The sequence below is a fragment of the Paenibacillus sp. FSL R7-0179 genome, from assembly GCF_038002265.1.
Classification (GTDB): Bacteria; Bacillota; Bacilli; order Paenibacillales; family Paenibacillaceae; genus Paenibacillus_AQ.
On the sequence record NZ_JBBOCC010000002.1, the window covers coordinates 2,155,348 to 2,178,850 of the forward strand.

Below are 23,503 nucleotides of genomic sequence, written 5' to 3' on the forward strand. Positions count from 1 at the left end.
TTCAGGGATAAAGGGTAGTTAGACAGGCGCCGCTGGCGTCTGTTTTTTTAGGGAGGGGGACCCGCAATGAACAAAGAGGAACAGGTCTTAACCGCTTTCCGGGAACTATTTAATAAGATGAACTGGCTGAACAAGTCGAAGATGGAGATCAGTCTTAAGGGCAATAAACCCTCCGAGGTGCACTGTATTGAATACATCGGAACACATGCAGACGCCAACGTGACCAGGCTTGCAGAGGCCTTGTACATGACCAGGGGGGCAATCAGCAAGATAACACGGAAGCTCCTGCACAAGGGGCTTATCGAGAGCTACCAGAAGCCGGACAATCAGAAGGAAATCTATTTCAGGCTTACTGTTAAAGGGGGGGCTGTATATCAGATCCATGACGAACTGCACCGTGAGTTCCGGGAGCGGGACAGACCTGTGTTTGAGCTGGTGACCGACAGCCAGTATGCCGGGATGCTAAGCTTCATGGAGAAGTACAATAGGCATTTGGATGAAGAGATTAAGAAGCAGGAACTGGAGAACGGCACGGAAGAAGATTGATTTTCCCTATATACTTTAGGCATAATAGTTCAGGCAGAGCTACCTTCACCCGACAGGGTGTTTTTTTATGTCTATATTTTTGTTTCCGTGGAATCAAAAATGTGTTAGGATGATATTGTTTCTTAGGAAACAAAGCATAAACTCTAAGGAGGCAAGATACATGTCTACATCCAAACCTGCTCATCATCAAGATCAATCTTCAGAACCAAAGGTAGACAAGCACGCGCTTATATTCGGTCTAATCTCAGTATTTTTATGCGGAATAGGCTTCAGTATTATCGCTCCTGTGGTTCCGTTTCTCGTCCAGCCTTACATTAGCGATCCCGGAAAACAAGCGGTGATGGTTACCCTGCTGACTTCAGCGTATGCGGCCTGCCTGTTCTGTGCCGCGCCTGTGCTGGGTGCGCTGAGTGATAAATACGGGCGGCGTCCACTGCTTCTCCTATGCCTGCTGGGTTCTGCTGCCGGTTACTTCATATTTGGCCTTGGAGGGGCTTTGTGGGTGCTGTTCGCCGGGCGGATCATTGAAGGGATCACAGGCGGGAGCATCGGTACGATCTTCGCTTATTTTGCAGACATTCTTCCGCCGGAGCAACGGACTAAGTACTTCGGATGGGTGAGCGCGGTGGTAGGGGCGGGTACTATTATCGGTCCGTCTGTGGGCGGGCTGCTGGCCAAGTTCGGATACTCGGTGCCCATGTATGCTGGCGCAGCCGTGACACTACTCAATGTGGGTTATGGCTTCCTCTTCATGCCGGAGAGTCTGGAGAAAAGCAAGAGACTAAAGGTCATCCCCTTAGTCAGGCTGAATCCCTTTTCTCAGCTTGCCAGCCTGCTGTCCATGAAGAACCTTAACAGGCTGTTGGTCTCTGCGCTCCTGCTGTGGATACCGAATGGATCATTCCAGGCTATTTTTTCACAGTTCACGTTGGATAATTTCAGCTGGAAGCCGGTTATCATTGGAGTGATGTTCTCCATCATGGGCTTGCAGGATATCCTGTCCCAAGGGTTCATTATGCCGAAGCTCCTGAAAAGATACAGTGACAGGCAAATAGCGCTCCTCGGAATGGTCTCGGAAATTGTTGGCTACATCCTGTTTGCGTTGTCGGCTGTGCTCGCCTTTTATCCTCTTTTTATCGCAGGGATGTTTATCTTCGGCTTCGGCGATTCGGTCTTCGGGCCTTCGTTCAACGGAATGCTGTCCAAATCTGCCGCTGCGGGCGAACAGGGACGGGTTCAAGGAGGCAGCCAATCGATTCAGGCACTGGCGAGAATGATCGGGCCTCTGGTCGGAGGACAGCTCTACGTGTCCCTTGGACCGGCTGCACCGGCCTTCATGGGGGTGATCCTAATTGGAGCGGCAATCCCTGTGCTCTATACGATTAACCGGGCAGAAATACTGTCGAAATAAGTCGTTAATGTGAAAAATGTTTAGAAAGCCATGCCCCGTCCCGAAGTTTATCCCTGCTTAATAATTCCAATCTATGCTGAGGAGAGTGTTATTGAATTCACGAAGACAAGCAGACGGGGGATTAGATGAATAAGACAGGAGCCCTGTCCCGCAAGCTTGCGGCTTTGCCGCAATATCTGAGGTACATGAGCGGGAGATTCAGGGATGAGGTTCAGGAGCTGGGCAGATTAGCTGTGCTGCTGGAGATTATGGAGCATGAATTGCTGGATACGTATTTTCAGCCCATTCTGCATTTGCGGACCGGGGAGACACTGGGACATGAGGCGCTGAACCGCCCGCCCGCTTCGCCGCAGTTTCCGAGCACGGAGCACTTTTATGATTTTGCCGGACGGAGTGATCAGATGTTCCGCTTCGAGCAGTACTGCCGGAGAATGTCGCTGTCCCGGTATATGGAGCGGCTGCCGGAGGCAGAGGCCGGGAACAGGGAGCTTCTGTTCTTGAATGTGCAGCCCGGTGTGCTGTATGACCCCCGCCACAAGAGCGGAGAGACGCTGGGCTATCTGAAGGAGCTGGGGCTTTCGCCGGAGCGGATCGTCTTCGAGCTGACAGAGCGCCAGGCGGTGCAGGACTATGTCCGGTTTGAAAAGGTTCTGTCCCATTACCGCGAGCAGGGCTTCCGCATTGCTGTGGATGATGCCGGCTCCGGCTACAACAGTCTCAAGACGCTGGTCTATCTGAAGCCGGAATTCATCAAGCTGGACAAATCCCTCATCCGGGGTATTCATACCAGCCGGGAGCAGCAGGAGCTCCTGGGACTGGTCAGGGAATATGCCGACCGTTCTTCCACCCGGGTGATAGCCGAGGGGATTGAGACTGCGCCGGAGCTGCATTTTTTACAGATGGCGGGAGTGGAATATGGTCAGGGCTTTGCGCTCGGGAGGCCGGCTCACCGGCCTGAGCGTGGAGCGCTTCCGTCTCCGGTGCTTCCGTATCCAGTCAAGGGAGGGTGTAAGCATGTTTCTTCAGATCGGTGAAATCGCTGAACAAATCCCGGACATTTCGATTCATCACAAATGCGGGTTTGTCGACCAGATTTTTAAAAGCAATCCCCAGCTCCAAGGCGTAGCCGTCACACAAAACGGGCGGACTGCCGGATTGATTATGAGGATCAGCTTTTATCAGAAAATAGGTACGCTATACGGCTATACGCTCTATATGGGCAGACCTGTAGAGCTGGTGATGGACACAAATCCGTTGGTGGTGGACTATAACACGCCCATTATCGAGGTAAGCCGGCAGGCGATGTCCAGGCGGGAAGAGAATCTGTACGATTATGTGATCGTAACTCACGAGAAGGCTCTGTTCGGTGCGGTCAGCGTACGGGAGCTGCTGCTTAACTTCGCGGAGATTCAGGCAGTGGCCGCCAGCTTCCTGAATCCGTTAACGGGTCTGCCGGGGAATATCAGCATTACCGAGTGGATGGTGAAGACGCTGCTGCAGGATGAATTCAGTGTACTCTACATCGATCTTGACCATTTTAAGGCGTACAACGACACCTACGGTTTCAAGGAAGGCGACCGGATGATTCAAGCTACTGCGGAGCTGCTGAAGCACGAGGCGCTGCGGATGAACGGATTCCTGGGGCATATCGGCGGGGATGATTTTATTATTTTTATCAGCAATTATCACTATGAGGAATGTTGCAGAAGCATTATCGCGGCGTTCGATACGGCAGTTAAGGATTTCTATCATGCCGGGCATCTGGCCCAGAAATACGTGCTGACCGAGAGCCGTTCGGGACAACTGGAGGAGATTCCGCTGGTCTCGATCTCGATTGCCGTCGTTACGAACCGCAGCCGCCGGTTTGCTTCCATTGAAGAGCTGTCGGTAGAGGCGGCCCGCTTCAAAAAAAGCTGCAAAATGATCAGAGGCAGCAGCTACGTAGATGACACCGATATCAGTATACATAGGACGGGCAGCTGACGTTTCGCACTGCAACACTCCCGGGGAGGGCAGGATGCTTGAACAACGGCCCTAAGTGCGGTAAGATTGACAACAATAAGAGCATGCCAAGACCCTTTTTACGTGGAGTGTGATGACTATGCAGGGCAAGGGGCTGGATTGGTGGGGCGAGCACGAACCCTTCCATATCATGCTGAATAACTACGGGATTGCCGACATCGTGCTGACCCGGCATGCGGGGAGCCGTTATGCGGACCGGGTAGCTGCTGAGGACAGCGGGAATGTGGAGGTGACCGCCTGGATCTGGCAGGCTTTGAAGCAGAATCGGCTGAGACCTTACTCGAACAGTGATTATAATGCCTATCTGATCGATAATGATACGGTGATCGTGGTTAATTTCAGGCAGCTTGAGGGCGTCACCGCCCTCTCCGGAGAGCCGCTGTATGTCATGGTGATCGTGTCTTTTCTGGGCAAAATATCGGTGACTCCGCAGCTTCGGGATCTCAAGAGATACTATTCCTGGCTGCGTCATTCCCGGCGCATGAAGCTGTCCAAGAAACGCCGCAGGCGCAAGTAGGATACTTGAAACGAGGGAGGCATGCGGCTTAGGGCTGTGTGCCTTTTTTGCTCTACACTCTACAACTGTAATTAGCGAAGGAGTCAGTAACGTATGAATTTTCATCAGCTTCATATTTTCTATACCGTGTCCGAACGGGGCAGCTTCTCGGCGGCGGCACAGACTCTGCATATGACCCAGCCTGCGGTGACCATGCAGATTCAGGCGCTGGAGGATTATTTCGGAACCAAGCTGTTCGACCGCTCCACCAAAAAAATCATACTCACTGAGGCCGGCTTGACGCTGATGCCGTTCGCGGTGCGCAGCATGCAGCTGATGCGCGAGACGGATCAGGCGATGTCAGCCTTCACCCACATGCTGGAGGGCCGTCTGATGCTCGGAGCCAGCCTGACCATCGGCGAATATGTGCTCCCCCGCCTGCTGGGGCCTTTCGGCAAGGAATATCCGAATATCTCGATTATGATGAAGGTGATGAACACTTCACAGATTATGGATGAGATTCACAAGCATCAGCTCAATTTCGGGCTGATTGAAGCGCCGGTCTCCCACCCGGATATGGTGATTGAGCCGGTAATGGGCGATGAGCTGAAGCTCATCGTTCCCGGGGAGCATCCGCTGGCCGGCCAGGCGGAAGTGACGCTGGCGCAGGCGCTCGCCTACCCGTTCGTGCTGCGTGAACGCGGTTCCGGTACACGGCGGGTGATGGAGGAGCAGCTTGAGGCGAACGGACTTGATCCTGCGGCGATGCAGATTGTGATGGAGCTGGGCAGTACGGGAGCGGTGAAATCGGCGGTAGAGGCGGGATTGGGGATTACCATCATCTCGACCTCCTCGGTCAAGCATGAAGTGGCACTCGGCCTGCTCAAAATTGTTAATCTGACGGATGCCTCCTTCAAACGGCAATTCTACGCCATTCATCTGAAATCGACCCTGCTGCCGATCTCGGCGGTAACCTTCCTGAGCTTCCTGCGCGAGCATGCCGGCGGACAGTAACCTTAATTAAAAGAACAAATTAAAAGAACGGAGGAATTCTATGACAGACCATAAGCGTCATAGCGGTCCATCAGAGGCGGAGTTAGTTACAGCGGTTCTTGCTGATACTGCCGGAAGATGCGACCTGCACACCCATACCCAGGCCTCGGACGGCATGCAGCCGCCGGCTGAGAATGTGCGGCTTGGGTATGAGGCCGGCTTAGCAGCATTAGCCATTACTGACCATGATACGGTCAGCGGTGTAGCGGAAGCGGTGGAAGCAGGTAAGCGGTATGGGATTGCTGTAGTTCCCGGTGTTGAGATTAGCACACGGCAGGGCGGGAAGGAGATCCACGTCCTCGGATACTATATTGACATAGAGCAGGAGCTGCTGCTGTCCCGCCTGGAGGAGCAGCGGGGAATCCGGCTGGGGCGGAATGAAGCGATTCTGGAGAAGCTGCGCGGACTGGGTATAGCGATCACCCTGGAGCAGGTAGTGTCAGGGCTGGGCCGGGAGCTGAAGCCTGATGAGAGCATCGGCCGGCCGCACATTGCGGATGAGCTGGTACGGCTGGGTGCAGCCGTGGATATGCGGGATGCCTTCGACAAGTATCTGGGCGAAGGGGCGGCGGCTTATGTCTCGCCTCCGCGTATTACACCAGTGACAGCCTGCGAGTGGATTCGTGAAGCAGGCGGTGCGGCGGTGCTGGCCCATCCGGGAATCTACGGGGATGACGCTCTGGTCCGGAGCATTGTGGAGCAATGTGATCTGGACGGCATCGAGGTATATCATTCCGACCATGGCCCGGCAGAGCATGAGCGCTACCTTGCTCTTGCTGCGGAATTCGGCCTGCGGGTAACCGGCGGCTCCGATTTCCATGGTGCGCGGCAGGGCGTTGTTTTCCACGGGGATATCGGCAGTGTGAGTGTGCCTGCCGCTGTGCTGGAGCAGCTTAAGGCTGCCAGAGGCTGACGGCAGGACAGAAGACACAAGACACAAGACACAAGACACAAAAACCTCCGACCCTTAGCGCGCTACAGGACGGAGGTTTTTTAGTAAGAGCAGCACCTGCTATTGTGTTCGGTTTTCCGCATACATTGGGCCCACGCGCCTTCACGCGAGCCGAATGTATGCTGTTTTCCACATACATCTGGCCCATGCGCCTTCACGCGAGCCGAATGTATGCTGTTTTCCGCATACATTGGGCCCATGAGCCCTGAGCGAGCCGAATGTATACTGTTTTCCACATACATCTGGCCCACGCGCCTTCACGCGAGCCGAATGTATGCTGTTTTCCGCATACATTGGGCCCAGGCGCCTTCACACGAGCCGAATGTATGCTGTTTTTCCACATACATTCGGTGCGACCCCCTTATCCCGGAGTCCTCCGTATCAAATCGGTACTTGTCGTAGCTATGCTCTTTATTTCGCTTTTTCTCTCGGCCAGAAGAAGCGGGAGCGGTCTTCTAGAGTCAGGACCCACTCCGCAAAGGTAGCTGGCGGCATGTTCCGAAGGCTCGTATGCATTCTGCGATTGTTGTAAAAGTCCATGTACCGGTCCACGGCTTCATAGGCCTCTTCGAAGGTGTCGAAGGCCTCTTTTCGGAACAAATCCCGGTCGATATTGCTGTGGAACGATTCAATAAAAGCATTTAAATCTGGCGTTCGAGGCGGAATGCGTTCATGGGTCATTTCCCAGCTTTCACACATGTCGCCAAACAGGTGGCTGACGAACTGTGGGCCGTTGTCGGTGCGGATCACCGGGCGTGCGCTGCCAGGGGCGCAGTGTTGCTCCATGGCGCGTCCCAGCGTTTGGCAGGCGTGCTTGGCCTCACATGACGCTCCGCGGTGGTAGCCGACGATGACACGGGTAAACACATCGATAATGCTCAGGACAAAGAAATGCCGGTCCCGGCCCGCCACGTACCCATACTTAATGTCCATCTGCCAGAGCTGGCCTGCTCCGGTAATGACCCGGTTCTCCGGCAGCCTGCGGGGATGCTTAAAGCGTTTGTGGCGCTGCGGCTGCAGGATATCCAGCGCCTGGCACAGCCGGTAGCTTTTCTTGTGATTGAGCCTCAGCCCGCGCTGGTTCCACAAGCACTTGGCCAGCAGTTTGTATCCGTACACATGCTCTTCTCCAGCGATTAATTCCAGCAGCCATTCCTGGATTTCCTCGTCGCTAATCTTCTCTCCAGACTCGGTCAGGGAGTAGCCGGGTACGGGTCTTCCGCGTCCCTGAGGTACGGCCTGTGGCTCCTGTGACTTGCGTTTCTTACGGTCGTAATACGTAGACTCTGCGAGCCCCACGAGACGGAGTACCAACGCTGCGGTATTCCCCTGCTTAATGAACATCTCGGCTATCTCGATTTTTTCGGATAAGCAGGGGTTGGCTTTTTTAGCAGTTCACGCAGAATCTCGATCTCTAACTCCTTTTCACCGAGGATCTTGATCGCCTTCTCGTATTTCTGCTCCACATCCAGGAGGCGCTTCAATTCCTCCACCTGCTCCTGGGGATACGGATGCTCTTGTTCCCCATGGGCTTCGCGGTAATCTCTCACCCACTGATTCACCGTCGATGGGGTCACCCCATACTTTCGGGCAACCACCGCTGCCTTAATGCCAGACAACACCTCTTGCGCGGCTTTCTCTCTTGTTCCTGTTAAGTGTCCCATACCGTTCATCCTCCTCCTGTTTCTAGTCTACATTTTTGTGGGGGAGGACTCCAACTTCTTTAGGGGGCTGTGGAGCATTGGGCCCACGCGCCTTCACGCGAGCCGAATGTATGCTGTTTTCCACATACATCTGGCCCACGCGCCTTCACGCGAGCCGAATGTATGCTGTTTTCCGCATACATTGGGCCCAGGCGCCTTCACACGAGCCGAATGTATGCTGTTTTTCCACATACATTGGGCCCACGCGCCTTCAATGCGAGCCGATTGTATGCTTTTTTCCGCACACAATTGGCCCACGTGCCTTCACACGAGCCGAATGCAGAATGTATGCTGTTTTCCACATACATCTGGCCCATGCGCCTTCACGCGAGCCGAATGTATGCTGTTTTCCGCATACATTGGGCCCACGCGCCTTCAATGCTAGCCGAATGTATGCTGTTTTCCGCATACATTGGGCCCATGAGCCCTGAGCGAGCCGAATGTATGCTGTTTTCCACATACATCTGGCCCATGCGCCTTCACGCGAGCCGATTGCATGCTGTTTTCCGCATACATCTGACCCATGCGCCTTCACACGAGCCGAATGTATGCTGTTTTCCGCATACATTGGGCCCACGCGCCTTCACGCGAGCCGAATGTATGCTGTTTTCCACATACATTGGGCCCACGCGCCTTCACACGAGCCGAATGTATGCTGTTTTTCCACATACATCTGGCCCACGCGCCTTCATACGAGTCGATTGTATGCTGTTTTCGCACACAATTGGAACACGCGCCTTCACGCGAGCCGATTGCATGCTGTTTTCCGCATACATCTGCCCCATGCGCCTTCGTGCGAGCCCGATGTTTTGCAGACTACTGGTGTCCTAACTTCGCAGCACATTCGGCAGCTGTTTGATCCGCTCTTCATCCGGTGTGACGAAGAGTGTGCGCTGATGATCGTAGATGACGAAGCCCGGCTTGGCACCGCTTGGCTTGCGCACGTAACGGATGAGGGTGCAGTCCACCGGCACGCTGCTGGATTGCTTGGCCTGGCTGAAGTAGGCGGCGAGCTGGGCGGCTTCCTCCAGGGTGGCATCGCCGAACTCCTCGCTGCGGATCACCACATGTGAGCCGGGAATATCCTTGGTATGCAGCCAGGTATCGTTCGGCGCGGCGAGCCGGTTGGTGACATATTCGTTTTGCAGATTGTTTTTGCCGACATAGATGTCCACCCCTTCAGAGGAGGTGAAAACCTGCAGCGTGGGTCTGGCTGCCTTCTTTTTCTTCTTGCCTTTCTTGCTGCGGTCGCGCAGATAGCCCTGGCTGACCAGCTCCTCACGGATCTCCTCGATGTCATTCAGTGAGGCATGAGCCAATTGCTGGAGCAGCAGCTCCATATAGGCGATCTCTTCGTGCGTCTTCTTAACCTGCTCGCCGATCACCCGCAGGCTGTTCTTGTATTTGTTGTATTTCTTGAAATACCGCTGTGCATTGTCCGTAGGGCTGAGCAGCGGGTCAAGCGGAACGGTAATCTCCGCCTGATTCTCATCATAGTAGTTTACTAGTTTTGCTTGCTTGTCGCCTTTGTTCACGGTGTGCAGGGAAGCGAACAGCAGCTCGCCCCAGATGCGGAACTGGTCTGCATCCTCGGCTTCGTTCAGATCCTTTTGCAGGTTAGCCAGCTTCTTGATGTTCTTGCTGCGCTCGTTGCTGAGGAAGCGGATCAGGTCGCTGACCCGTTGCTTAACGGTATCCTTCTCCGCTTTGTCCCCGTAATAATCCTCCAGGCACAGGCTTATGGAGCTGTAATGCTTCACATTCCCGCTCATCAGCTTCAGCGGAATGGCTGAGAAGACCGGCTTGCCCTTGGCGTTCCAGCCAGTGACCGGAGCGAATTCCTGCTTGCTTACAGGTTCCATGACCGATTGGAAGGCTTCCCAGAGCTGTTCAGGCTTATCCATTCCGCTGCTGTAACCTTCAGCTTCACCGCTCAACTCTTTGTACCGGTATAGAATTTCCCCGGCGATCAGCGGACTCAGGCCGCTGAAGGCGTGAACCAGCCAGCCGGCCGGATCGGCTGAAGGGGCCGGGCCGCCCGAGCCGTCAGCCTGCGGGGCCTCAAGCGAGGCCAGCAATGCTGCGATCTCGCCCTCGATCAACTCCTCCTCCGGCTCCTGCGGATGCTCGGCGGCGTAACGGGCCGCTTCCTCTGCCGTTGCCAGGAGGGTCAGGAAGTCGGGCTGGCTGATCTGCAGGGGATTCAGCTTATGCTGCTGCGGCGGCTGGGTATAGGCCGCACCCGGCATAACGACCCGGTAGCTGCTGATCGACGGGGTAACATGATGAATGCCGTCGATAATCGTCCCCGTGGCCAGCTCAGTCAGAATGATATTGCTGTGGCGTCCCATCAGCTCGATGATGATTTTTTTGGCGGAGACATCCCCCAGCTCATCCCGGGTTCTGACGGTGATATGAATAATCCGTTCAAGCCCCACCTGGGTGATGCTCTCGATGGTGCCGCCTTCACAATGCTTGCGCATCAGCATGCAGAACATCGGCGCTTCCGCCGGATTGATGCTGCTTCTCTCGGTCAGGTGCAGCCGGGGGTAGGTCGGGTTTGCCGACAGCAACAGCTTGCCGCCGCCGCCCGCACCGCGCAGGGTGAAGATGAGGTCATGTGTGCTGGGTTGATATATTTTGCCGATGCGTGCACCGATGAAGGGCTGAAGCTCATGCACGATCGCTTGGGTAACAATGCCGTCTAATGCCATGATAAGGTTCTCCTGTCGCCTGATAATGAATTACTCCCTCTATGATGCCATACTTTTACCGGTTCGCGCAAAAGGATAAGCCTAGATGCAGTGATATTTTGGGACGACCATGAATACACTTGGACATGAACAGGTGGAAAAGCTGTGCGCCGCCGGAAGTCAAGAAACGACCGGGAGGGGAAAGATTAGTTATGGAACAAAAAAGCTGGCACCGGCTCGGTGCAGAGGAGCTGCAGGAGATGTTCGGCGTTCAGCCGGGAACGGGGTTAAGCGCCGAGGATGCCGCCGCAAGACGGAAAGAGAGCGGGTACAATGAGCTGTCTGAGGGCAAAAGGGTGTCACCTTTTACACTGCTGCTCAATCAGTTCAAGGATTTCATGGTACTGGTGCTGATGGGGGCGACACTGGTATCCGGCCTGCTCGGCGAATATTTAGACGCCATTACGATTATCGCGATTATTCTGCTTAACGGGGTACTCGGATTCGTGCAGGAGTTCCGCGCCGAGCGTTCGTTAAGAGCACTGAAGCAGCTCTCTGCGCCTACGGCCAAAGTAATGCGCGGCGGGAAGCAGGAGGTGCTGCCCGCCAGAATGCTGGTCCCCGGAGATATCGTCCTGCTGGAGAGCGGGGACCGGATACCGGCAGATGTCCGCTGGCTGCAGTGCAGCAGCATCTATGCCGAAGAGTCGGCGTTGACGGGGGAGTCGCTGCCGGTCTCCAAGCATGCCTCGGCGATCTATGCCGAAGACATCCCGCTGGGCGATCAGAAGAATATCGGCTTCATGGGTACGATGGTCACCCGGGGAACCGGGCGGGCCGTGGTCATCCGCACCGGTATGGCTACGGAGATGGGCAAGATCGCCGATCTGATCCAGAATACGGAATCCCAGGAGACTCCGCTGCAGCACCGTCTGGAGCAGCTCGGCAAGATCCTGATCTATGTCTCACTGGGGCTGACTATTGTCGTAGTCCTGGCAGGAATTATGCATGGCCAGCCGGCAACGGCGATGTTCCTGGCCGGGGTGAGCCTGGCGGTGGCAGCTATTCCTGAAGGGCTTCCGGCCATTGTGACGATTGCGCTCGCCCTGGGTGTCCAGCGGATGATCAAGCGCAAGGCGATTGTCCGCAAGCTGCCTTCGGTAGAGACGCTGGGCTGCGCCTCAGTCATCTGCTCGGATAAGACAGGAACCCTGACACAGAACAAAATGACGGTCACCCAGCTCTGGAACGCCGGACGGACTCTTGAGGTATCAGGGGAGGGTTATGCTCCGGTAGGGAGTGTACTGCGTAACGGCCGGCCTATTGATCTAAAAAATGACCAGAGTCTCCGGCGCATGCTTCAGGTAGGTGCATTATGCAGCAACGCAGAGATCTATGAGAGCATCTCCGATGCGCGCAGCAAAAAGAAAGGCAAAGGCGCAGAAGCGGATAAAGCGGCTAATGCCCAGCCGGTCTGGGAACTGAAGGGCGATCCTACGGAAGGTGCACTGGTCGCTTTGTCTGCCAAAATGGGACTAACTGCCCAGGCGCTTGCCGTAACCTATACGCGGGAGACGGAGTTTCCGTTCGATTCCGAACGTAAGCTGATGTCCGTAGTTGTAAATCACCCCGGCGGCCGGATGATCTGCACCAAAGGCGCACCTGATGTGCTTCTGAATTGCTGCACGTATATGCTATGGGAGGGTGGAGTCGTGCCCTGCACGCCGACCTTGCGCCAGAAGGTACTGGATGCCAATGAACAGATGGCTTCCGGTGCGCTGCGTGTGCTCGGGATGGCTTACCGCGATCTGCGGAGCGGAGAAACGGCCGGCAGCGAAAAGGAAGCGGAGAGCCAGCTTGTCTTCGTGGGTCTGGCCGGGATGATCGATCCGCCGCGCAAGGAAGTGCGCGATGCGATCAGTGTGACGCGCCGGGCAGGCATCAAGACAGTCATGATTACCGGCGACCATGGGACAACGGCAGAGGCTATTGCCCATCAGCTTGGCATTCTGCAGCGCGGCGGTACGGTTCTGACCGGCAGCCAGCTTAGCCGGATGGACGATGATGCACTGGATAAGGTCTCCGACAGCGTATTCGTCTACGCCCGGGTATCGCCGGAGCATAAGCTGCGGATCGTCAAATCGCTGCAGCGCCACGGCCATGTCGTAGCGATGACTGGCGATGGAGTGAACGATGCGCCTGCAATTAAGGCCGCCGATATCGGGATCTCGATGGGAATCACCGGTACGGATGTGACGAAGGAGGCCTCGGCCCTGGTCCTCGGGGACGACAACTTCTCGACCATCGTGGCCGCCATTGAAGAGGGACGGAATATCTACGAGAATATCCGCAAGTTCATCCGGTACCTGCTGGCCTCGAATGTCGGCGAGATTCTGACCATGTTCTTCGCCATGATGCTCGGGCTGCCGCTGCCGCTGGTTCCGATCCAGATTCTGTGGGTCAATCTGGTTACAGACGGCTTGCCTGCAATGGCGCTGGGCGTGGACCAGCCGGAGAAGGATCTGATGGAGCACAAGCCGCGCGGTGCGAAAGAAAACATCTTTGCCCGGCGGCTGGGCTGGAAGATTGTCAGCCGCGGGCTGCTGATCGGCCTCTGTACGCTGGCCGCCTTCTGGCTCACGCTGCGGATTGATCCAGGCAGCGCGCAGCAGTTGATCCGCGCGCAGTCGGTTGCTTTTGCCACCCTTGTGATGGCTCAGCTCATTCATGTGTTCGACTGCCGCAGCTCGCGTTCGGTCTTCTACCGGAATCCGTTCCAGAACAGATATCTGGTCCTGGCGGTCCTGTCCTCTGTCCTGTTAATGCTTGCTGTTATGTATCTCCCTCTGCTTCAGCCGGTGTTCAAGACCGTTCCGCTCAGCTTCCGTGAATGGTGCCTGGTGCTGGTGATGTCCGGAATCCCGACCTTCCTGATGGGAGCGGGCAGCGTCTGGGGCGGCAAGAAGAACCGCAGCCGCAGCGGCGGACGCCAGATGATAAAAAGTACAAAGTTTTCAGCATAAAATCAATAGCTTCACTCCACTCCTATAAGGTATGCTGGTTTCACTGAGAAGCTTGGTTTATGATGAATCAGGAATGTGAAAATAGCTGAGATTACTTATAGGAGTGGACCTGACAATGGAATTTACTAAAATGCACGGATTGGGCAATGATTTTATTATCGTATTCGGCGAGGAAGAGCTGCCGGGCAATGCCCCGGAGCTGGCAGTTACGCTGTGCAACCGGTTCTTCGGCATCGGCGCAGACGGACTGGTGTACATTCTCCCTTCGCAGCGCGGTGACTACATGATGCGTATCATGAATTCTGACGGCTCTGAGGCTGAGCAATGCGGTAATGCAATCCGCTGTGTATCCAAATATGTATATGAGCATGGTCTGGTGGAATCGGAGCAGATTGTCATTGAGACGATTGGCGCCGGAGAACAGAAGGTATCCCTGAAGGTGAAGGACGGGATCGTGGAGAGCGTGACGGTGGATATGGGCGAGCCGGTTCTGTCCGGACTGCAGATTCCTGTAGCGATTGACGCGGAGCCTGTGCTGGACCAGCCGATTGAAGCGGACGGCACAGCGTTCAGATTCACCGCAGTCTCCATGGGGAATCCGCATGCGGTCATTTATGTGGATGATGCCGTAACGTTCGATCTTGCTGTCTGGGGACCGAAGCTGGAGGTTCACCCGCTCTTCCCGCGCAAAGTGAATGTGGAATTCGCCACCGTGGTGAACCGCAGCCACGTGGATATGCGCGTCTGGGAACGCGGAGCCGGTCCTACCCTGGCCTGTGGAACAGGCGCCTGCGCGACTCTGGTCTCCTCCGTGCTGAACGGAGTGACGGACCGCTCGGCGGTCATCAGCCTGAAGGGCGGCGACTTGTTCATCGAATGGAACGAGGAAGACAATCATGTCTATATGACCGGCCCGGCCCAGGTGGTATACACCGGCTCAGTGAACATCTGATATCTGATTCCCATGGAACTATTTGCAATCCCCTGCATGTCAGATGCAGGGGATTTTTAATGTAATTCAGAGCCAGTATGAGCCTGAGCATGAAAGAAAAGCCGAATAATGGCAGGCATATCCGCGAATAATAGAACCCTGTATGGAATCAGGGAGGAGGAGCGGGTATGAAATCAGGGTCCAACCGAAAAACACAGAAGGCGGGAGCAGAGACTGCACCGGAATCGGTACGGCCGCAGAGCGGCGTTCCCTTGGGTCTTGCAGATACGGTCGCTCAAAGTCTGCTCCACATTCAGACGGAGCTTGGTGACAGCCCGGATCTTCAGATTCGCAGAATCCAGATCGGAGGAGAACGCCGGCTGGAAGCGGCCGCTGTTCATCTGAGCGGGCTGGCGGACTCTGCGGCTGTGAATGAATTCGTGCTGGGCTCGCTCTTGAATCATACGGAGGAGCTGTTCCCCGGCAGCACGGCTGGCGGCGCTGACAGTCCCCGGGAACAAGCTTCGCTCCCGCAGCAGATCCTTAGCCGCGCTATGGAGATAGGTAACGCGGAGCTGCAGGAGGATTGGAAGGAGATCATGCTTGCTATTCTCTCCGGGGACACAGTAATTTTGCTGGAGGGCTGCCGGGCAGCAATTCTGTGCGGGACCAGGGGCGGGGAGCAGCGGGCGGTCAGTGAGCCATCCTCCCAGCTCGTGGTCCGGGGGCCAAAGGACGGATTCGTCGAGTCGGTGGCCACGAACATCTCGCTGATCCGCCGCAGAATTAAATCCGCCAAGCTGCGCCTGGAAGTCATGAAAATCGGCTCTGAGACCCATACCCATGTAGCACTGATGTACATGGAAGGGATTGCGGGGGAGGATCTGATCCATGAAGCCAGAGACCGGCTGAACAAAATTGTCATGAATGAGATTCTGGAATCCGGGTACATTGAGGAATTAATCCAGGACAAGACATTCACACCTTTTCCGACAATCTACAACACGGAACGGCCGGATGTGGCTGCGGGTAATCTGCTCGAAGGCCGGGTGGTCATTATTGTGGACGGCACGCCGTTTGTGCTGATTCTTCCTGCGGTGTTTACACAATTTTTTCAATCTGCCGAGGATTATTCCCAGCGGTTCGATATTACCATATTGATGCGGCTGGTCCGTTATTTGAGCTTCCTCGTGCTGATTCTGGGGCCTTCGGTGTACCTTGCGCTGACTACCTATCATTATGAGATGATTCCGACCACGCTGCTGATCAACCTGCTCTCCCAGCGGGAGAATGTGCCGTTCCCGGCCTTTGTGGAGCTGCTCTTGATGGAGCTGGCCTTTGAAATCCTGCGCGAAGCCGGAGTACGTATGCCGCGCGCCATCGGGCAGACGGTCTCTGTGGTCGGTGCGCTTATCCTGGGAACGGCGGTGGTCGAGGCCGGGATTATTGCACCTATCATGGTCATCGTAGTGGCGTTGACCGGGATTGCCAGCTTTGCGCTTCCGGCGTACAACCTGGCGATTGCCGGGAGAATTATCCGGTTTGCTTTTCTGATCATGGCCAGTATATTCGGCTTCTATGGAATTACACTGGGCCTGATCCTGCTGGTGGCGCATATGAGCAGCCTGAGATCCTTCGGCGTTCCTTATCTCTTCCCCTTCGTGCCGCTCTCCATTAAAGGGCAGAAGGACACGCTGTTCAGAATGCCGCTCTGGCTGATCGGGCCGGACAAGCCGCCGGCACAGATGCGCGAAGAAATGCCGGATTATATGCTGTTAACGACCGGTCATGAGGAGCAGTTGCCCCCGTTAATCCGCAAGAATGCCAGGGCTAAGGAGGAGAACCGTGAAGAATAGAATTTTCCGTCTGGGGCTGATGCTTATCCTTCCAATGCTGCTGCTTACCGGCTGCTGGGACAGTGTTGAACTCAACCGGCGGGCGATTGTCTCGGGGGTAGCGATCGATAAAGGCGACTCTGAGGCTGAGCGGTACAAGCTGTCTTTTCAAGTGATAGTAGCGGAGGAAATCTCCGGAGAGAAAAGCAGAGGCATATCACCGGTTGCGCTGTACACAGGTGCAGGCCGTACGATGTTCGAGGCGCTCGCAGATGCTTCCCGCCAGACGGCACGCTTCCTCTCTCTGGGCCATGTGCGGGTGCTGGTGATCTCGGAGGTCTTCGCCCGCGAAGGCATCAAGGATCTTCTGGATGTGCTGGAGCGGGAGAGCGATACCCGGCTGAACAGCCTGATCTTCATCTCCAAGGGACAGCCTGCGCGTGAGATCATGTCCACAATGACTGTATTCAGCAAAATCCCGGCCAATGATCTGGTGGAAAAGCTGGAGACGACCTCCAAGCAGTTCGGGTATAACTTCCGCATGGCCGTAGACGATGTGATCCGGGGAATTGAGATCAGAGGAGGCGGTCCGGTGATCAACGGGGTATACACGAGAGGAGGGTGGACTCCGGCATCGGGCAGCAATGACAGCCTGAAGAATATCGAACCCGGGTCGATCCTGAGAGTCTCCTCCCTGGCGGCGTTCAAGGATGACAAGCTGAAGGGCTGGCTTACGGGTGACGCTGCACTGGGCACCGTTCTTTTGCATAATCGGATCAAAGAGTTCCCGGTTCTGCTCAAGCAGCAGGAGGGCAATTATCTCTCCTTCAATGTCTATCAGTCCCAGGTGTCGCTTGCAGTCGAGTCGTCTGACCCGGAGCATCCGGTCTTTACGGTCAAGATCACTCAGCAGGCAGCGCTCAAGGAGGCTCCGGGTCCGCTCGATCTTACCTCGCCTAAAGTGCTGAAAGAGCTGTCAGACCGGCTTATAAAAGAAAGCGTGAAGCATGTCCAGGCAGCTATAACCACCGCCAAAGAAATGGGCAGCGATTATCTCGGCTTCGGACGGGCATTGCAGCGGAAGGACCCGCGCGGCTGGAAGAAGGTCAGGGACCACTGGGAGAATGTATTCGCTGACTGTGAGATCCGGTTCGATGCGGATGTGGTCATCCGGCATACGGATATGCGCAGCAACTCTTTTCAGATTCATTAAGTCTGCCGGTAGGGTAACCGGGTGAGGAGGTCCACGAAATATGGGTAAGGTCAAAATCGGACTCGGCGAATTCTTCAGCCTGACGGTGCTGTTCGAGCTGGGCACGGCGCTGGTGGTTAATCTGGGAATGGGGGCAGGCCGTGATGCCTGGCTCTCCATCCTGATCGGCTGCGCGGCGGGGCTGATCATGTTCACGGGATACGCCTATCTGTACCGCAAGCACCCGGACCAGCCTTTTACAGCCTATACACGGCAAATTCTCGGAAAATATATCGGGGCACCGGTAGGCCTGCTCTACATTGTTCTCTACATAAACCTGGCCGCCCGGGATCTGCGCGATGGCAGCACTATGCTTGCAATGTCGACCATGCACAATACTCCGCTGTTCATCTTAAGCGCCCTGATGCTGCTCTCGGGAGCATATGTGCTGCATAAGGGGATAGAGGTACTGAGCAGAACGTCCATGGTATTCGCATTTGTCGTTCTGGGAATCGGCCTGTTCGGGACAGTGATGCTGATACTCTCCGGTACAATCAATCTGCACAGACTGTTGCCTGTACTGGAGAATGGCTTCCAGCCTGTGCTTAGCTCGGTGATTCATCAGAATTATATGTTTCCTTTCGGGGAGATGGTGTGCTTCACTATGCTGATGCCGTATCTGTCCAGTGTCAAAAAAGGGCCCTGGATCATCGCCGCCGCCATGGTATTCTCCGCGCTGCTGCTCAGCTTCACGATGGCTCTGAATGTTTCGGTTCTGGGTGCTGACATTGTAGAGCGCTCGCCGCTCCCGCTGATGCCGACGATCAGCAAGATTTCCATTTCGGATATCATCCAGCGGGTGGACATTTTCGTGGTTATGGTACTGATCATCGGGGTGTTTTTCAAAATGGCCGTCTTCTTCGCTGCCGCGCTGATCGGAATCTCGGACCTGTTCAAGCTGCCGTACCGGAGAATGCTCTATCCCTGCGGACTGATCATCCTCTTCACCTCCATGCTGGATGCACGCAGCTTCATTGAACATCTCGATGAGGGCGGGACCCTGCTGTACAGGGTGTATCCTTATTTAATGATAGTCATTCCGGTGCTGCTGGTCATTGTAACGGCGGTGCGTGATCATTTCTCCGCTCCCCGGCCGGGCTGACGGCCGCTCACCCAATAGATGGCATCCGGCACAATCAGCAGCAGCACCAGCACAGCGGCAGTCAGCTTCTCCGAGGTAGTATAGAGCAGATAATTCAGAATATAGCGGATATTCTCCGCGCCGTAGCCGAGCATCAAGTCCAGCAGGTACAGGTACAGCAGCGAAAGCGCCGACAGCAGGAGAATTACGGTATATTTGCGCAGCAGCAGTTTTCTTGTTTTTTTCTTCATTTATGCAGTCTCCTTCCGGCAAGATTAAGCGTAGTATGATTCATTTGCCGGACTGGCATACAAGAATAACGGACGCCTGCCTCTTTTGCTTGCTAAAGCTTATCATCCATCCCGATTTATGTTACATTAGTATGAAACTAATGTCAGTCAAGGGGAGGTTCTTGCGGTGAAGCCGGATTTGCGCTCTGCATGGGAGAACAGCGTGTTGGTCGGAGACGGAGCGATGGGAACTTTTTTGTATCAAAAGGGTTTCCCTGTCGGCATCTCCTACGAGGAATTGAATCTGACCTCACCGGAGGTCATTGAGGATGTGCACCGCAGCTACATCAATGCAGGTGCTGTACTGCTGGAGAGTAATACCTACTCCGCGAACTACGACAAGCTGTCGAAGTTCGGATTGGAAGCCAAGGTGGCGGATATCAACCGTGCGGGTGTCCGCATTGCCCGCCGGGCTGCCGGCGAGAACGGTTATGTGGTCGGAGCCATCGGCTCGATCCGTGCCGGCAAACGGGCGAATCTGTCTTCCTCTGAGCTGAAGAAATTCTTCTCGCAGCAGATTGCTGCACTTCTGGAGGAAGCGCCGGACGGAATCATGCTGGAGACCTTCTATGATGTCGAGGAGCTTCATCTGGCGCTGAAGGCTGTGCGCAAACTCAGCCCGCTGCCGGTAATCTGCCAGTTGGCGGTGGACGATTCGGCGCGGACGCTGGACGGGTTAACCCTTCCCGAAGCCTTCCATATTCTGCAGCAGGACGGAGCGGACGTAATCGGCTTCAACTGCAACACCGGACCAAACGGGATCAAGCGTGCGCTGGGTACCCTACAGGGCAAGCTGACGCTGCCGGTGTCGATCTATCCGAATGCGGGCGTAGCCGATTATGTAGACGGCCAGTACCGCTACGGGGCATCACCGGAGTATTTCGGCCAGATGGCACCGGTGTTCGCGGATATGGGCAGCCGGATTATCGGGGGCTGCTGCGGCACCACCCCTAAGCATATCGCTGAAATCTCCGCCGCCCTTAAGGGCTATGTGGTGGAGCCGCTGCCTGAGCCCGCTGCCTTCAGCGCGCCTGAGAGAATTGCGGTGCAGGAGCATTTGGCGGATGACGGGGGGCAGGGAGGCGGCGAGCCGACGCTGGTCGATCTGGTCAAGGAACGCCACACCGTCATCGTAGAGCTTGACCCTCCGCGCGATCTGGACATCGCGAAGTTCATGAAGGGCGCAGAAGCGCTGCGCCGGGCCGGAGCCGATGCCCTGACGCTGGCCGATAATTCGCTTGCTGTAACCCGTATGAGCAATATGGCGCTGGGGCATCTGGTGCAAGCCCGCACAGGCCTGCGGCCGCTGGTGCATATTGCCTGCCGCGACCGCAACCTGATTGGTACCCAGTCGCATCTGATGGGCTTCGACGCGCTGGGGATTGACCATGTGCTGGCCGTGACCGGAGACCCTGCCCGGTTCGGGGACCTGCCCGGCTCAAGCTCGATCTATGACCTGACTTCCTTTGAAATTATACGTATGATCAAGCAGCTCAATGACGGCGTGGCCTTCTCCGGTAAGCCGCTCAAGCAGAACGCGAAATTTGTCATCGGTGCAGCATTCAATCCCAATGTCAAGCATCTGGACAAAGCGGTTGAGCGCCTGGAGAAGAAGATTGCCTCGGGTGCAGATTATATTATGACCCAGCCCGTGTATGACCCTGAATTGATTGCCCGGATTGCTAAGGCTACAGAGCACCTTGATATTCCGATCTTCATCGGCATTATGCCGCTGGCCAGCGGACGCAATGCCGAGTATCTGCATAATGAGGTTCCCGGCATTCAGCTCTCCGCCGAGGTCCGCAGCCGGATGGCCGGACTCGAAGGCGAAGCGGGCCGGGCCGAAGGGGTGCTGATCGCCAAGGAGCTGCTGGATGCGGCGATTGCACATTTTAACGGAATCTATCTGATTACGCCGTTTATGTTCTATGATATGAGCGTGCAGCTGCTGGAGTATATTTGGAAGAAGCAAGGACGTAAGTTATCCCCCTTGTTTCGCTAGTAATAATCAATTACAATAGTGTAATGGATGTGATTCCGTTGTCATATAGTATGACCGGATACGGTCAGTCAGCCCTGCAATCCGGCGGACACAAGATAACATTCGAGGTCAAATCGGTGAATAACCGGTACTGCGAAGTTGTGCTGCGGTTGCCCAGGGAATGGACGGGGTATGAGGATAGACTGCGCAGAATGGTTCAGGCTCATATCAGACGGGGACGGGTAGATGTTATTATTAATAGAGAACTCACCGACGGGGCGGCTGACACGCCTGTGCTGGACCGCCGCAGGGTGAGCGCCTATCTTGATGCAGCGGAGGTGCTGGTCCGGGAGTATGGCTTCAAGGGTGAGTTGTCCCTGCGGGATATCCTTGCTATGCCCGGTGTGATGGAACCGAAGGAAGAGACAGCTGCTGCTGACGCTTCCGGAGAACTTGCAGAGCTTCTGGAGCAGGGTCTCCAGCTTAGTCTGGAGGCCCTGCTGGAGATGCGCGGACGCGAAGGCTCCTATCTGGCGGCTGATCTGACGCGCAGACTTGACCGTCTGGAAGAGCTGCATGCCGGAATCAGCAGATATGCGCCTCTGGTTGTGGAGGAGCAGCGCGAGAAGCTGCGGCAGCGGCTTAACCTGCTGAATGACGGGAGCTTTCCCTGGGATGAGCATAAATTTGGCATGGAGATGGCTATTTTTGCCGACCGCTGCAATATTGATGAGGAGTTGACCCGGCTTCACAGCCATTTCGGCCAATGCCGGGCCCTGCTGCTGGGCAGCGAGCCTGCCGGACGCAAGCTTGATTTTCTGATCCAGGAGATGAACAGGGAGACCAACACAATAGGGTCGAAGTGCACGCATCTGGCGGTTGTGAATCTGACGTTTGATATGAAGGCGGAGCTTGAGAAGATTCGCGAGCAGGCGGCGAATCTCGAATGACAAGAACCAGTGAGCAAGCTATGATGTTACTTATGGGGGGAACAACCGGAACATGGCAATCAAATTAATCAACATCGGCTTTGGGAATATCGTGTCAGCGAACCGCATTATTTCCATTGTCAGCCCGGAATCGGCACCGATTAAGAGAATTATCCAGGAGGCCAGAGACAGGCATATGCTGATCGATGCCACCTACGGAAGGCGGACGCGGGCTGTCATCATTACCGACAGCGACCATGTGATTCTCTCGGCTGTACAGCCTGAGACGGTAGCTCACCGCCTATCCAGCAAAGACGACGATAACGACGAATAACAACAAATGGAGTGTACTATGTCAAAAGGATTGCTGATTATACTATCCGGCCCTTCCGGTGTCGGCAAAGGTACGGTATGCACAGCGCTGCGGCCGAAGATGCCTGAACTCGTCTATTCTGTTTCTGCCACCACGCGCTTACCGCGTGCGGGTGAAGAGAACGGAGTCAATTATTTTTTCAAATCCAGAGAGCAGTTCGATGATATGATTGAAGGCGACATGCTGCTGGAATATGCGGAGTACGTGGGCAATTATTACGGTACTCCGCGTGACTTTGTAGAGAGAACCCTGGAGAGCGGAAGAGATATTATTCTGGAGATCGAGGTTCAGGGAGCGCTCAAGGTCAAGGAGAAATTCCCCGAAGGTATCTTTGTGTTCCTTCTTCCCCCGTCCATGGACGAGCTGAAGGACCGCATCCGCGGCCGGGGCACGGAGCATCCTGATGTGATCAGCCACCGGATGTCTGTGGCCGAGGATGAGATCGGTCTGATCCGGCATTATGATTATGCCGTGGTGAACGATGAGATTGATTTGGCTTGCAAGCGAATAGAAAGCATTATTATCGCCGAACATTGTAAGGTTAGATAACCGGTTCTGCAGATAAGTCCATTGCTACACAGTAAAAGATGAAGAGGTGCCTTACATGCTATATCCATCCATTGACGAAATGATGACTAAGGTCGACAGTAAATATTCCCTGGTCGTGGCTTCAGCCCGCCGGGCCAGAGCACTCCGCGAAGGCGGCAAGACCGATGTCAGCGCTCCGAAATCCCACAAATTCGTTGGGGTTGCACTTGAAGAAATCTATGAAGACCGCATTGTGGTCACACGCGGCGAGGAATAGGACCAGATTTATCGCCTAAGCTGGAGAAGCTTTGGTGCATAATCTGTCCGCACTTGTCTTGCTTGAAATGGTGCCGCCACAATAAGGGCGGCAGGACCATTTCTGCCGGGCAGGCTGCTCATAAACA

21 protein-coding genes are annotated in these 23,503 nt (G+C 55.2%); 17 read left to right on the forward strand and 4 right to left on the reverse strand.

Annotated features, from left to right (window positions below; genetic code table 11):
* The first annotated feature begins 66 nt into the window (after nucleotides 1-66).
* The 7 genes from MKX63_RS25725 (at nucleotide 67) to MKX63_RS25755 (ending at nucleotide 6,441) form a co-directional block, all read left to right on the forward strand.
* Nucleotides 67-546: a MarR family transcriptional regulator gene (locus MKX63_RS25725; protein ID WP_341021161.1), complete on the forward strand. Its 480-nt coding sequence runs from the start codon at nucleotides 67-69 to the stop codon at nucleotides 544-546.
* 160 nt (nucleotides 547-706) lie between these two features.
* Nucleotides 707-1,957 (forward strand): MFS transporter, encoded by a 1,251-nt coding sequence (locus tag MKX63_RS25730; RefSeq protein ID WP_341021163.1) that lies wholly within the window; start codon nucleotides 707-709, stop codon nucleotides 1,955-1,957.
* Nucleotides 1,958-2,082: 125 nt separating this feature from the next.
* Entirely contained in the window at nucleotides 2,083-2,991 is a 909-nt protein-coding gene (locus tag MKX63_RS25735; RefSeq protein ID WP_341021166.1) for an EAL domain-containing protein, read from the forward strand.
* Nucleotides 2,972-3,940 carry a GGDEF domain-containing protein gene (locus tag MKX63_RS25740; protein ID WP_341021168.1) on the forward strand — a complete coding sequence of 323 codons (969 nt, stop codon included), beginning with the start codon at nucleotides 2,972-2,974 and terminating at the stop codon, nucleotides 3,938-3,940. Before MKX63_RS25735 ends, MKX63_RS25740 begins: the two co-directional genes overlap by 20 nt.
* A gap of 112 nt (nucleotides 3,941-4,052) precedes the next feature.
* On the forward strand, nucleotides 4,053-4,496 hold the full coding sequence (locus MKX63_RS25745; RefSeq protein ID WP_341021169.1) for a hypothetical protein: 444 nt from the start codon (nucleotides 4,053-4,055) through the stop codon (nucleotides 4,494-4,496).
* A gap of 93 nt (nucleotides 4,497-4,589) precedes the next feature.
* The gene (locus MKX63_RS25750; RefSeq protein ID WP_341021171.1) at nucleotides 4,590-5,489 is read left to right on the forward strand and encodes a selenium metabolism-associated LysR family transcriptional regulator; all 900 of its coding nucleotides are present in this window, start codon (nucleotides 4,590-4,592) and stop codon (nucleotides 5,487-5,489) included.
* Nucleotides 5,490-5,529: 40 nt separating this feature from the next.
* Nucleotides 5,530-6,441, forward strand: a complete 912-nt coding sequence (locus MKX63_RS25755) for a PHP domain-containing protein (protein ID WP_341021173.1) — start codon at nucleotides 5,530-5,532, stop codon at nucleotides 6,439-6,441.
* A gap of 450 nt (nucleotides 6,442-6,891) precedes the next feature.
* On the opposite strand, the gene MKX63_RS25760 is transcribed toward MKX63_RS25755, so the two are convergent.
* The 3 genes from MKX63_RS25760 to MKX63_RS25770 all read right to left on the reverse strand — a co-directional run bounded on the left by MKX63_RS25760 (nucleotide 6,892) and on the right by MKX63_RS25770 (nucleotide 10,897).
* The gene (locus tag MKX63_RS25760) at nucleotides 6,892-7,824 is read right to left on the reverse strand and encodes an IS3 family transposase (RefSeq protein ID WP_341021175.1); all 933 of its coding nucleotides are present in this window, start codon (nucleotides 7,822-7,824) and stop codon (nucleotides 6,892-6,894) included.
* 5 nt (nucleotides 7,825-7,829) lie between these two features.
* Nucleotides 7,830-8,144 (reverse strand): helix-turn-helix domain-containing protein, encoded by a 315-nt coding sequence (locus MKX63_RS25765; RefSeq protein WP_341018037.1) that lies wholly within the window; start codon nucleotides 8,142-8,144, stop codon nucleotides 7,830-7,832.
* An 866-nt stretch (nucleotides 8,145-9,010) separates the two neighbouring features.
* Nucleotides 9,011-10,897: an Rqc2 family fibronectin-binding protein gene (locus MKX63_RS25770; RefSeq protein ID WP_341021177.1), complete on the reverse strand. Its 1,887-nt coding sequence runs from the start codon at nucleotides 10,895-10,897 to the stop codon at nucleotides 9,011-9,013.
* A 191-nt stretch (nucleotides 10,898-11,088) separates the two neighbouring features.
* Between MKX63_RS25770 and MKX63_RS25775 the strand changes: the two genes are divergently transcribed.
* The 5 genes from MKX63_RS25775 (at nucleotide 11,089) to MKX63_RS25795 (ending at nucleotide 19,019) form a co-directional block, all read left to right on the forward strand.
* On the forward strand, nucleotides 11,089-13,899 hold the full coding sequence (locus MKX63_RS25775) for a calcium-translocating P-type ATPase, SERCA-type (RefSeq protein WP_341021179.1): 2,811 nt from the start codon (nucleotides 11,089-11,091) through the stop codon (nucleotides 13,897-13,899).
* A 115-nt stretch (nucleotides 13,900-14,014) separates the two neighbouring features.
* Nucleotides 14,015-14,851: a diaminopimelate epimerase gene (dapF, locus tag MKX63_RS25780; protein ID WP_341021180.1), complete on the forward strand. Its 837-nt coding sequence runs from the start codon at nucleotides 14,015-14,017 to the stop codon at nucleotides 14,849-14,851.
* A gap of 167 nt (nucleotides 14,852-15,018) precedes the next feature.
* Nucleotides 15,019-16,686, forward strand: a complete 1,668-nt coding sequence (locus MKX63_RS25785; protein WP_341021182.1) for a spore germination protein — start codon at nucleotides 15,019-15,021, stop codon at nucleotides 16,684-16,686.
* Nucleotides 16,676-17,878 (forward strand): Ger(x)C family spore germination protein, encoded by a 1,203-nt coding sequence (locus MKX63_RS25790; protein WP_341021184.1) that lies wholly within the window; start codon nucleotides 16,676-16,678, stop codon nucleotides 17,876-17,878. Before MKX63_RS25785 ends, MKX63_RS25790 begins: the two co-directional genes overlap by 11 nt.
* A 40-nt stretch (nucleotides 17,879-17,918) precedes the next feature.
* Nucleotides 17,919-19,019 carry a GerAB/ArcD/ProY family transporter gene (locus MKX63_RS25795; protein ID WP_341021186.1) on the forward strand — a complete coding sequence of 367 codons (1,101 nt, stop codon included), beginning with the start codon at nucleotides 17,919-17,921 and terminating at the stop codon, nucleotides 19,017-19,019.
* Here the strand turns inward: MKX63_RS25795 and MKX63_RS25800 are convergent.
* A complete protein-coding gene (locus MKX63_RS25800; protein WP_341021188.1) occupies nucleotides 18,992-19,249 on the reverse strand; it encodes a hypothetical protein in 258 nt (85 codons plus the stop codon). The two genes, MKX63_RS25795 and MKX63_RS25800, sit on opposite strands and share 28 nt — an antisense overlap.
* Before the next feature lie 166 nt (nucleotides 19,250-19,415).
* On the opposite strand from MKX63_RS25800, the gene MKX63_RS25805 reads away from it, so the two are divergent.
* From MKX63_RS25805 to rpoZ, 5 genes are read left to right on the forward strand one after another with little or no spacing between them, the layout of a single operon-like run.
* Nucleotides 19,416-21,290: a bifunctional homocysteine S-methyltransferase/methylenetetrahydrofolate reductase gene (locus tag MKX63_RS25805; protein WP_341021189.1), complete on the forward strand. Its 1,875-nt coding sequence runs from the start codon at nucleotides 19,416-19,418 to the stop codon at nucleotides 21,288-21,290.
* Between the two features lie 38 nt (nucleotides 21,291-21,328).
* Nucleotides 21,329-22,219 (forward strand): YicC/YloC family endoribonuclease, encoded by an 891-nt coding sequence (locus MKX63_RS25810; protein WP_341021191.1) that lies wholly within the window; start codon nucleotides 21,329-21,331, stop codon nucleotides 22,217-22,219.
* Between the two features lie 52 nt (nucleotides 22,220-22,271).
* On the forward strand, nucleotides 22,272-22,532 hold the full coding sequence (gene remA / locus MKX63_RS25815; RefSeq protein ID WP_006209218.1) for an extracellular matrix/biofilm regulator RemA: 261 nt from the start codon (nucleotides 22,272-22,274) through the stop codon (nucleotides 22,530-22,532).
* An 18-nt stretch (nucleotides 22,533-22,550) separates the two neighbouring features.
* On the forward strand, nucleotides 22,551-23,120 hold the full coding sequence (gmk, locus tag MKX63_RS25820) for a guanylate kinase (protein WP_341021192.1): 570 nt from the start codon (nucleotides 22,551-22,553) through the stop codon (nucleotides 23,118-23,120).
* Between the two features lie 55 nt (nucleotides 23,121-23,175).
* Nucleotides 23,176-23,376 (forward strand): DNA-directed RNA polymerase subunit omega, encoded by a 201-nt coding sequence (gene rpoZ, locus MKX63_RS25825; RefSeq protein WP_341021193.1) that lies wholly within the window; start codon nucleotides 23,176-23,178, stop codon nucleotides 23,374-23,376.
* The last annotated feature ends 127 nt before the right edge of the window (nucleotides 23,377-23,503 follow it).

Bases quoted from the DNA above. Each gene is read 5' to 3' on its own strand.
- MKX63_RS25725 (WP_341021161.1), top strand. From the start codon at position 67: ATGAACAAAGAGGAACAGGTCTTAACCGCTTTCCGGGAACTATTTAAT.
- MKX63_RS25730 (WP_341021163.1), top strand. From the start codon at position 707: ATGTCTACATCCAAACCTGCTCATCATCAAGATCAATCTTCAGAACCA.
- MKX63_RS25735 (WP_341021166.1), top strand. From the start codon at position 2,083: ATGAATAAGACAGGAGCCCTGTCCCGCAAGCTTGCGGCTTTGCCGCAA.
- MKX63_RS25740 (WP_341021168.1), top strand. From the start codon at position 2,972: ATGTTTCTTCAGATCGGTGAAATCGCTGAACAAATCCCGGACATTTCG.
- MKX63_RS25745 (WP_341021169.1), top strand. From the start codon at position 4,053: ATGACTATGCAGGGCAAGGGGCTGGATTGGTGGGGCGAGCACGAACCC.
- MKX63_RS25750 (WP_341021171.1), top strand. From the start codon at position 4,590: ATGAATTTTCATCAGCTTCATATTTTCTATACCGTGTCCGAACGGGGC.
- MKX63_RS25755 (WP_341021173.1), top strand. From the start codon at position 5,530: ATGACAGACCATAAGCGTCATAGCGGTCCATCAGAGGCGGAGTTAGTT.
- MKX63_RS25760 (WP_341021175.1), bottom strand. From the start codon at position 7,824: ATGTTCATTAAGCAGGGGAATACCGCAGCGTTGGTACTCCGTCTCGTG.
- MKX63_RS25765 (WP_341018037.1), bottom strand. From the start codon at position 8,144: ATGGGACACTTAACAGGAACAAGAGAGAAAGCCGCGCAAGAGGTGTTG.
- MKX63_RS25770 (WP_341021177.1), bottom strand. From the start codon at position 10,897: ATGGCATTAGACGGCATTGTTACCCAAGCGATCGTGCATGAGCTTCAG.
- MKX63_RS25775 (WP_341021179.1), top strand. From the start codon at position 11,089: ATGGAACAAAAAAGCTGGCACCGGCTCGGTGCAGAGGAGCTGCAGGAG.
- dapF (WP_341021180.1), top strand. From the start codon at position 14,015: ATGGAATTTACTAAAATGCACGGATTGGGCAATGATTTTATTATCGTA.
- MKX63_RS25785 (WP_341021182.1), top strand. From the start codon at position 15,019: ATGAAATCAGGGTCCAACCGAAAAACACAGAAGGCGGGAGCAGAGACT.
- MKX63_RS25795 (WP_341021186.1), top strand. From the start codon at position 17,919: ATGGGTAAGGTCAAAATCGGACTCGGCGAATTCTTCAGCCTGACGGTG.
- MKX63_RS25800 (WP_341021188.1), bottom strand. From the start codon at position 19,249: ATGAAGAAAAAAACAAGAAAACTGCTGCTGCGCAAATATACCGTAATT.
- remA (WP_006209218.1), top strand. From the start codon at position 22,272: ATGGCAATCAAATTAATCAACATCGGCTTTGGGAATATCGTGTCAGCG.
- gmk (WP_341021192.1), top strand. From the start codon at position 22,551: ATGTCAAAAGGATTGCTGATTATACTATCCGGCCCTTCCGGTGTCGGC.
- rpoZ (WP_341021193.1), top strand. From the start codon at position 23,176: ATGCTATATCCATCCATTGACGAAATGATGACTAAGGTCGACAGTAAA.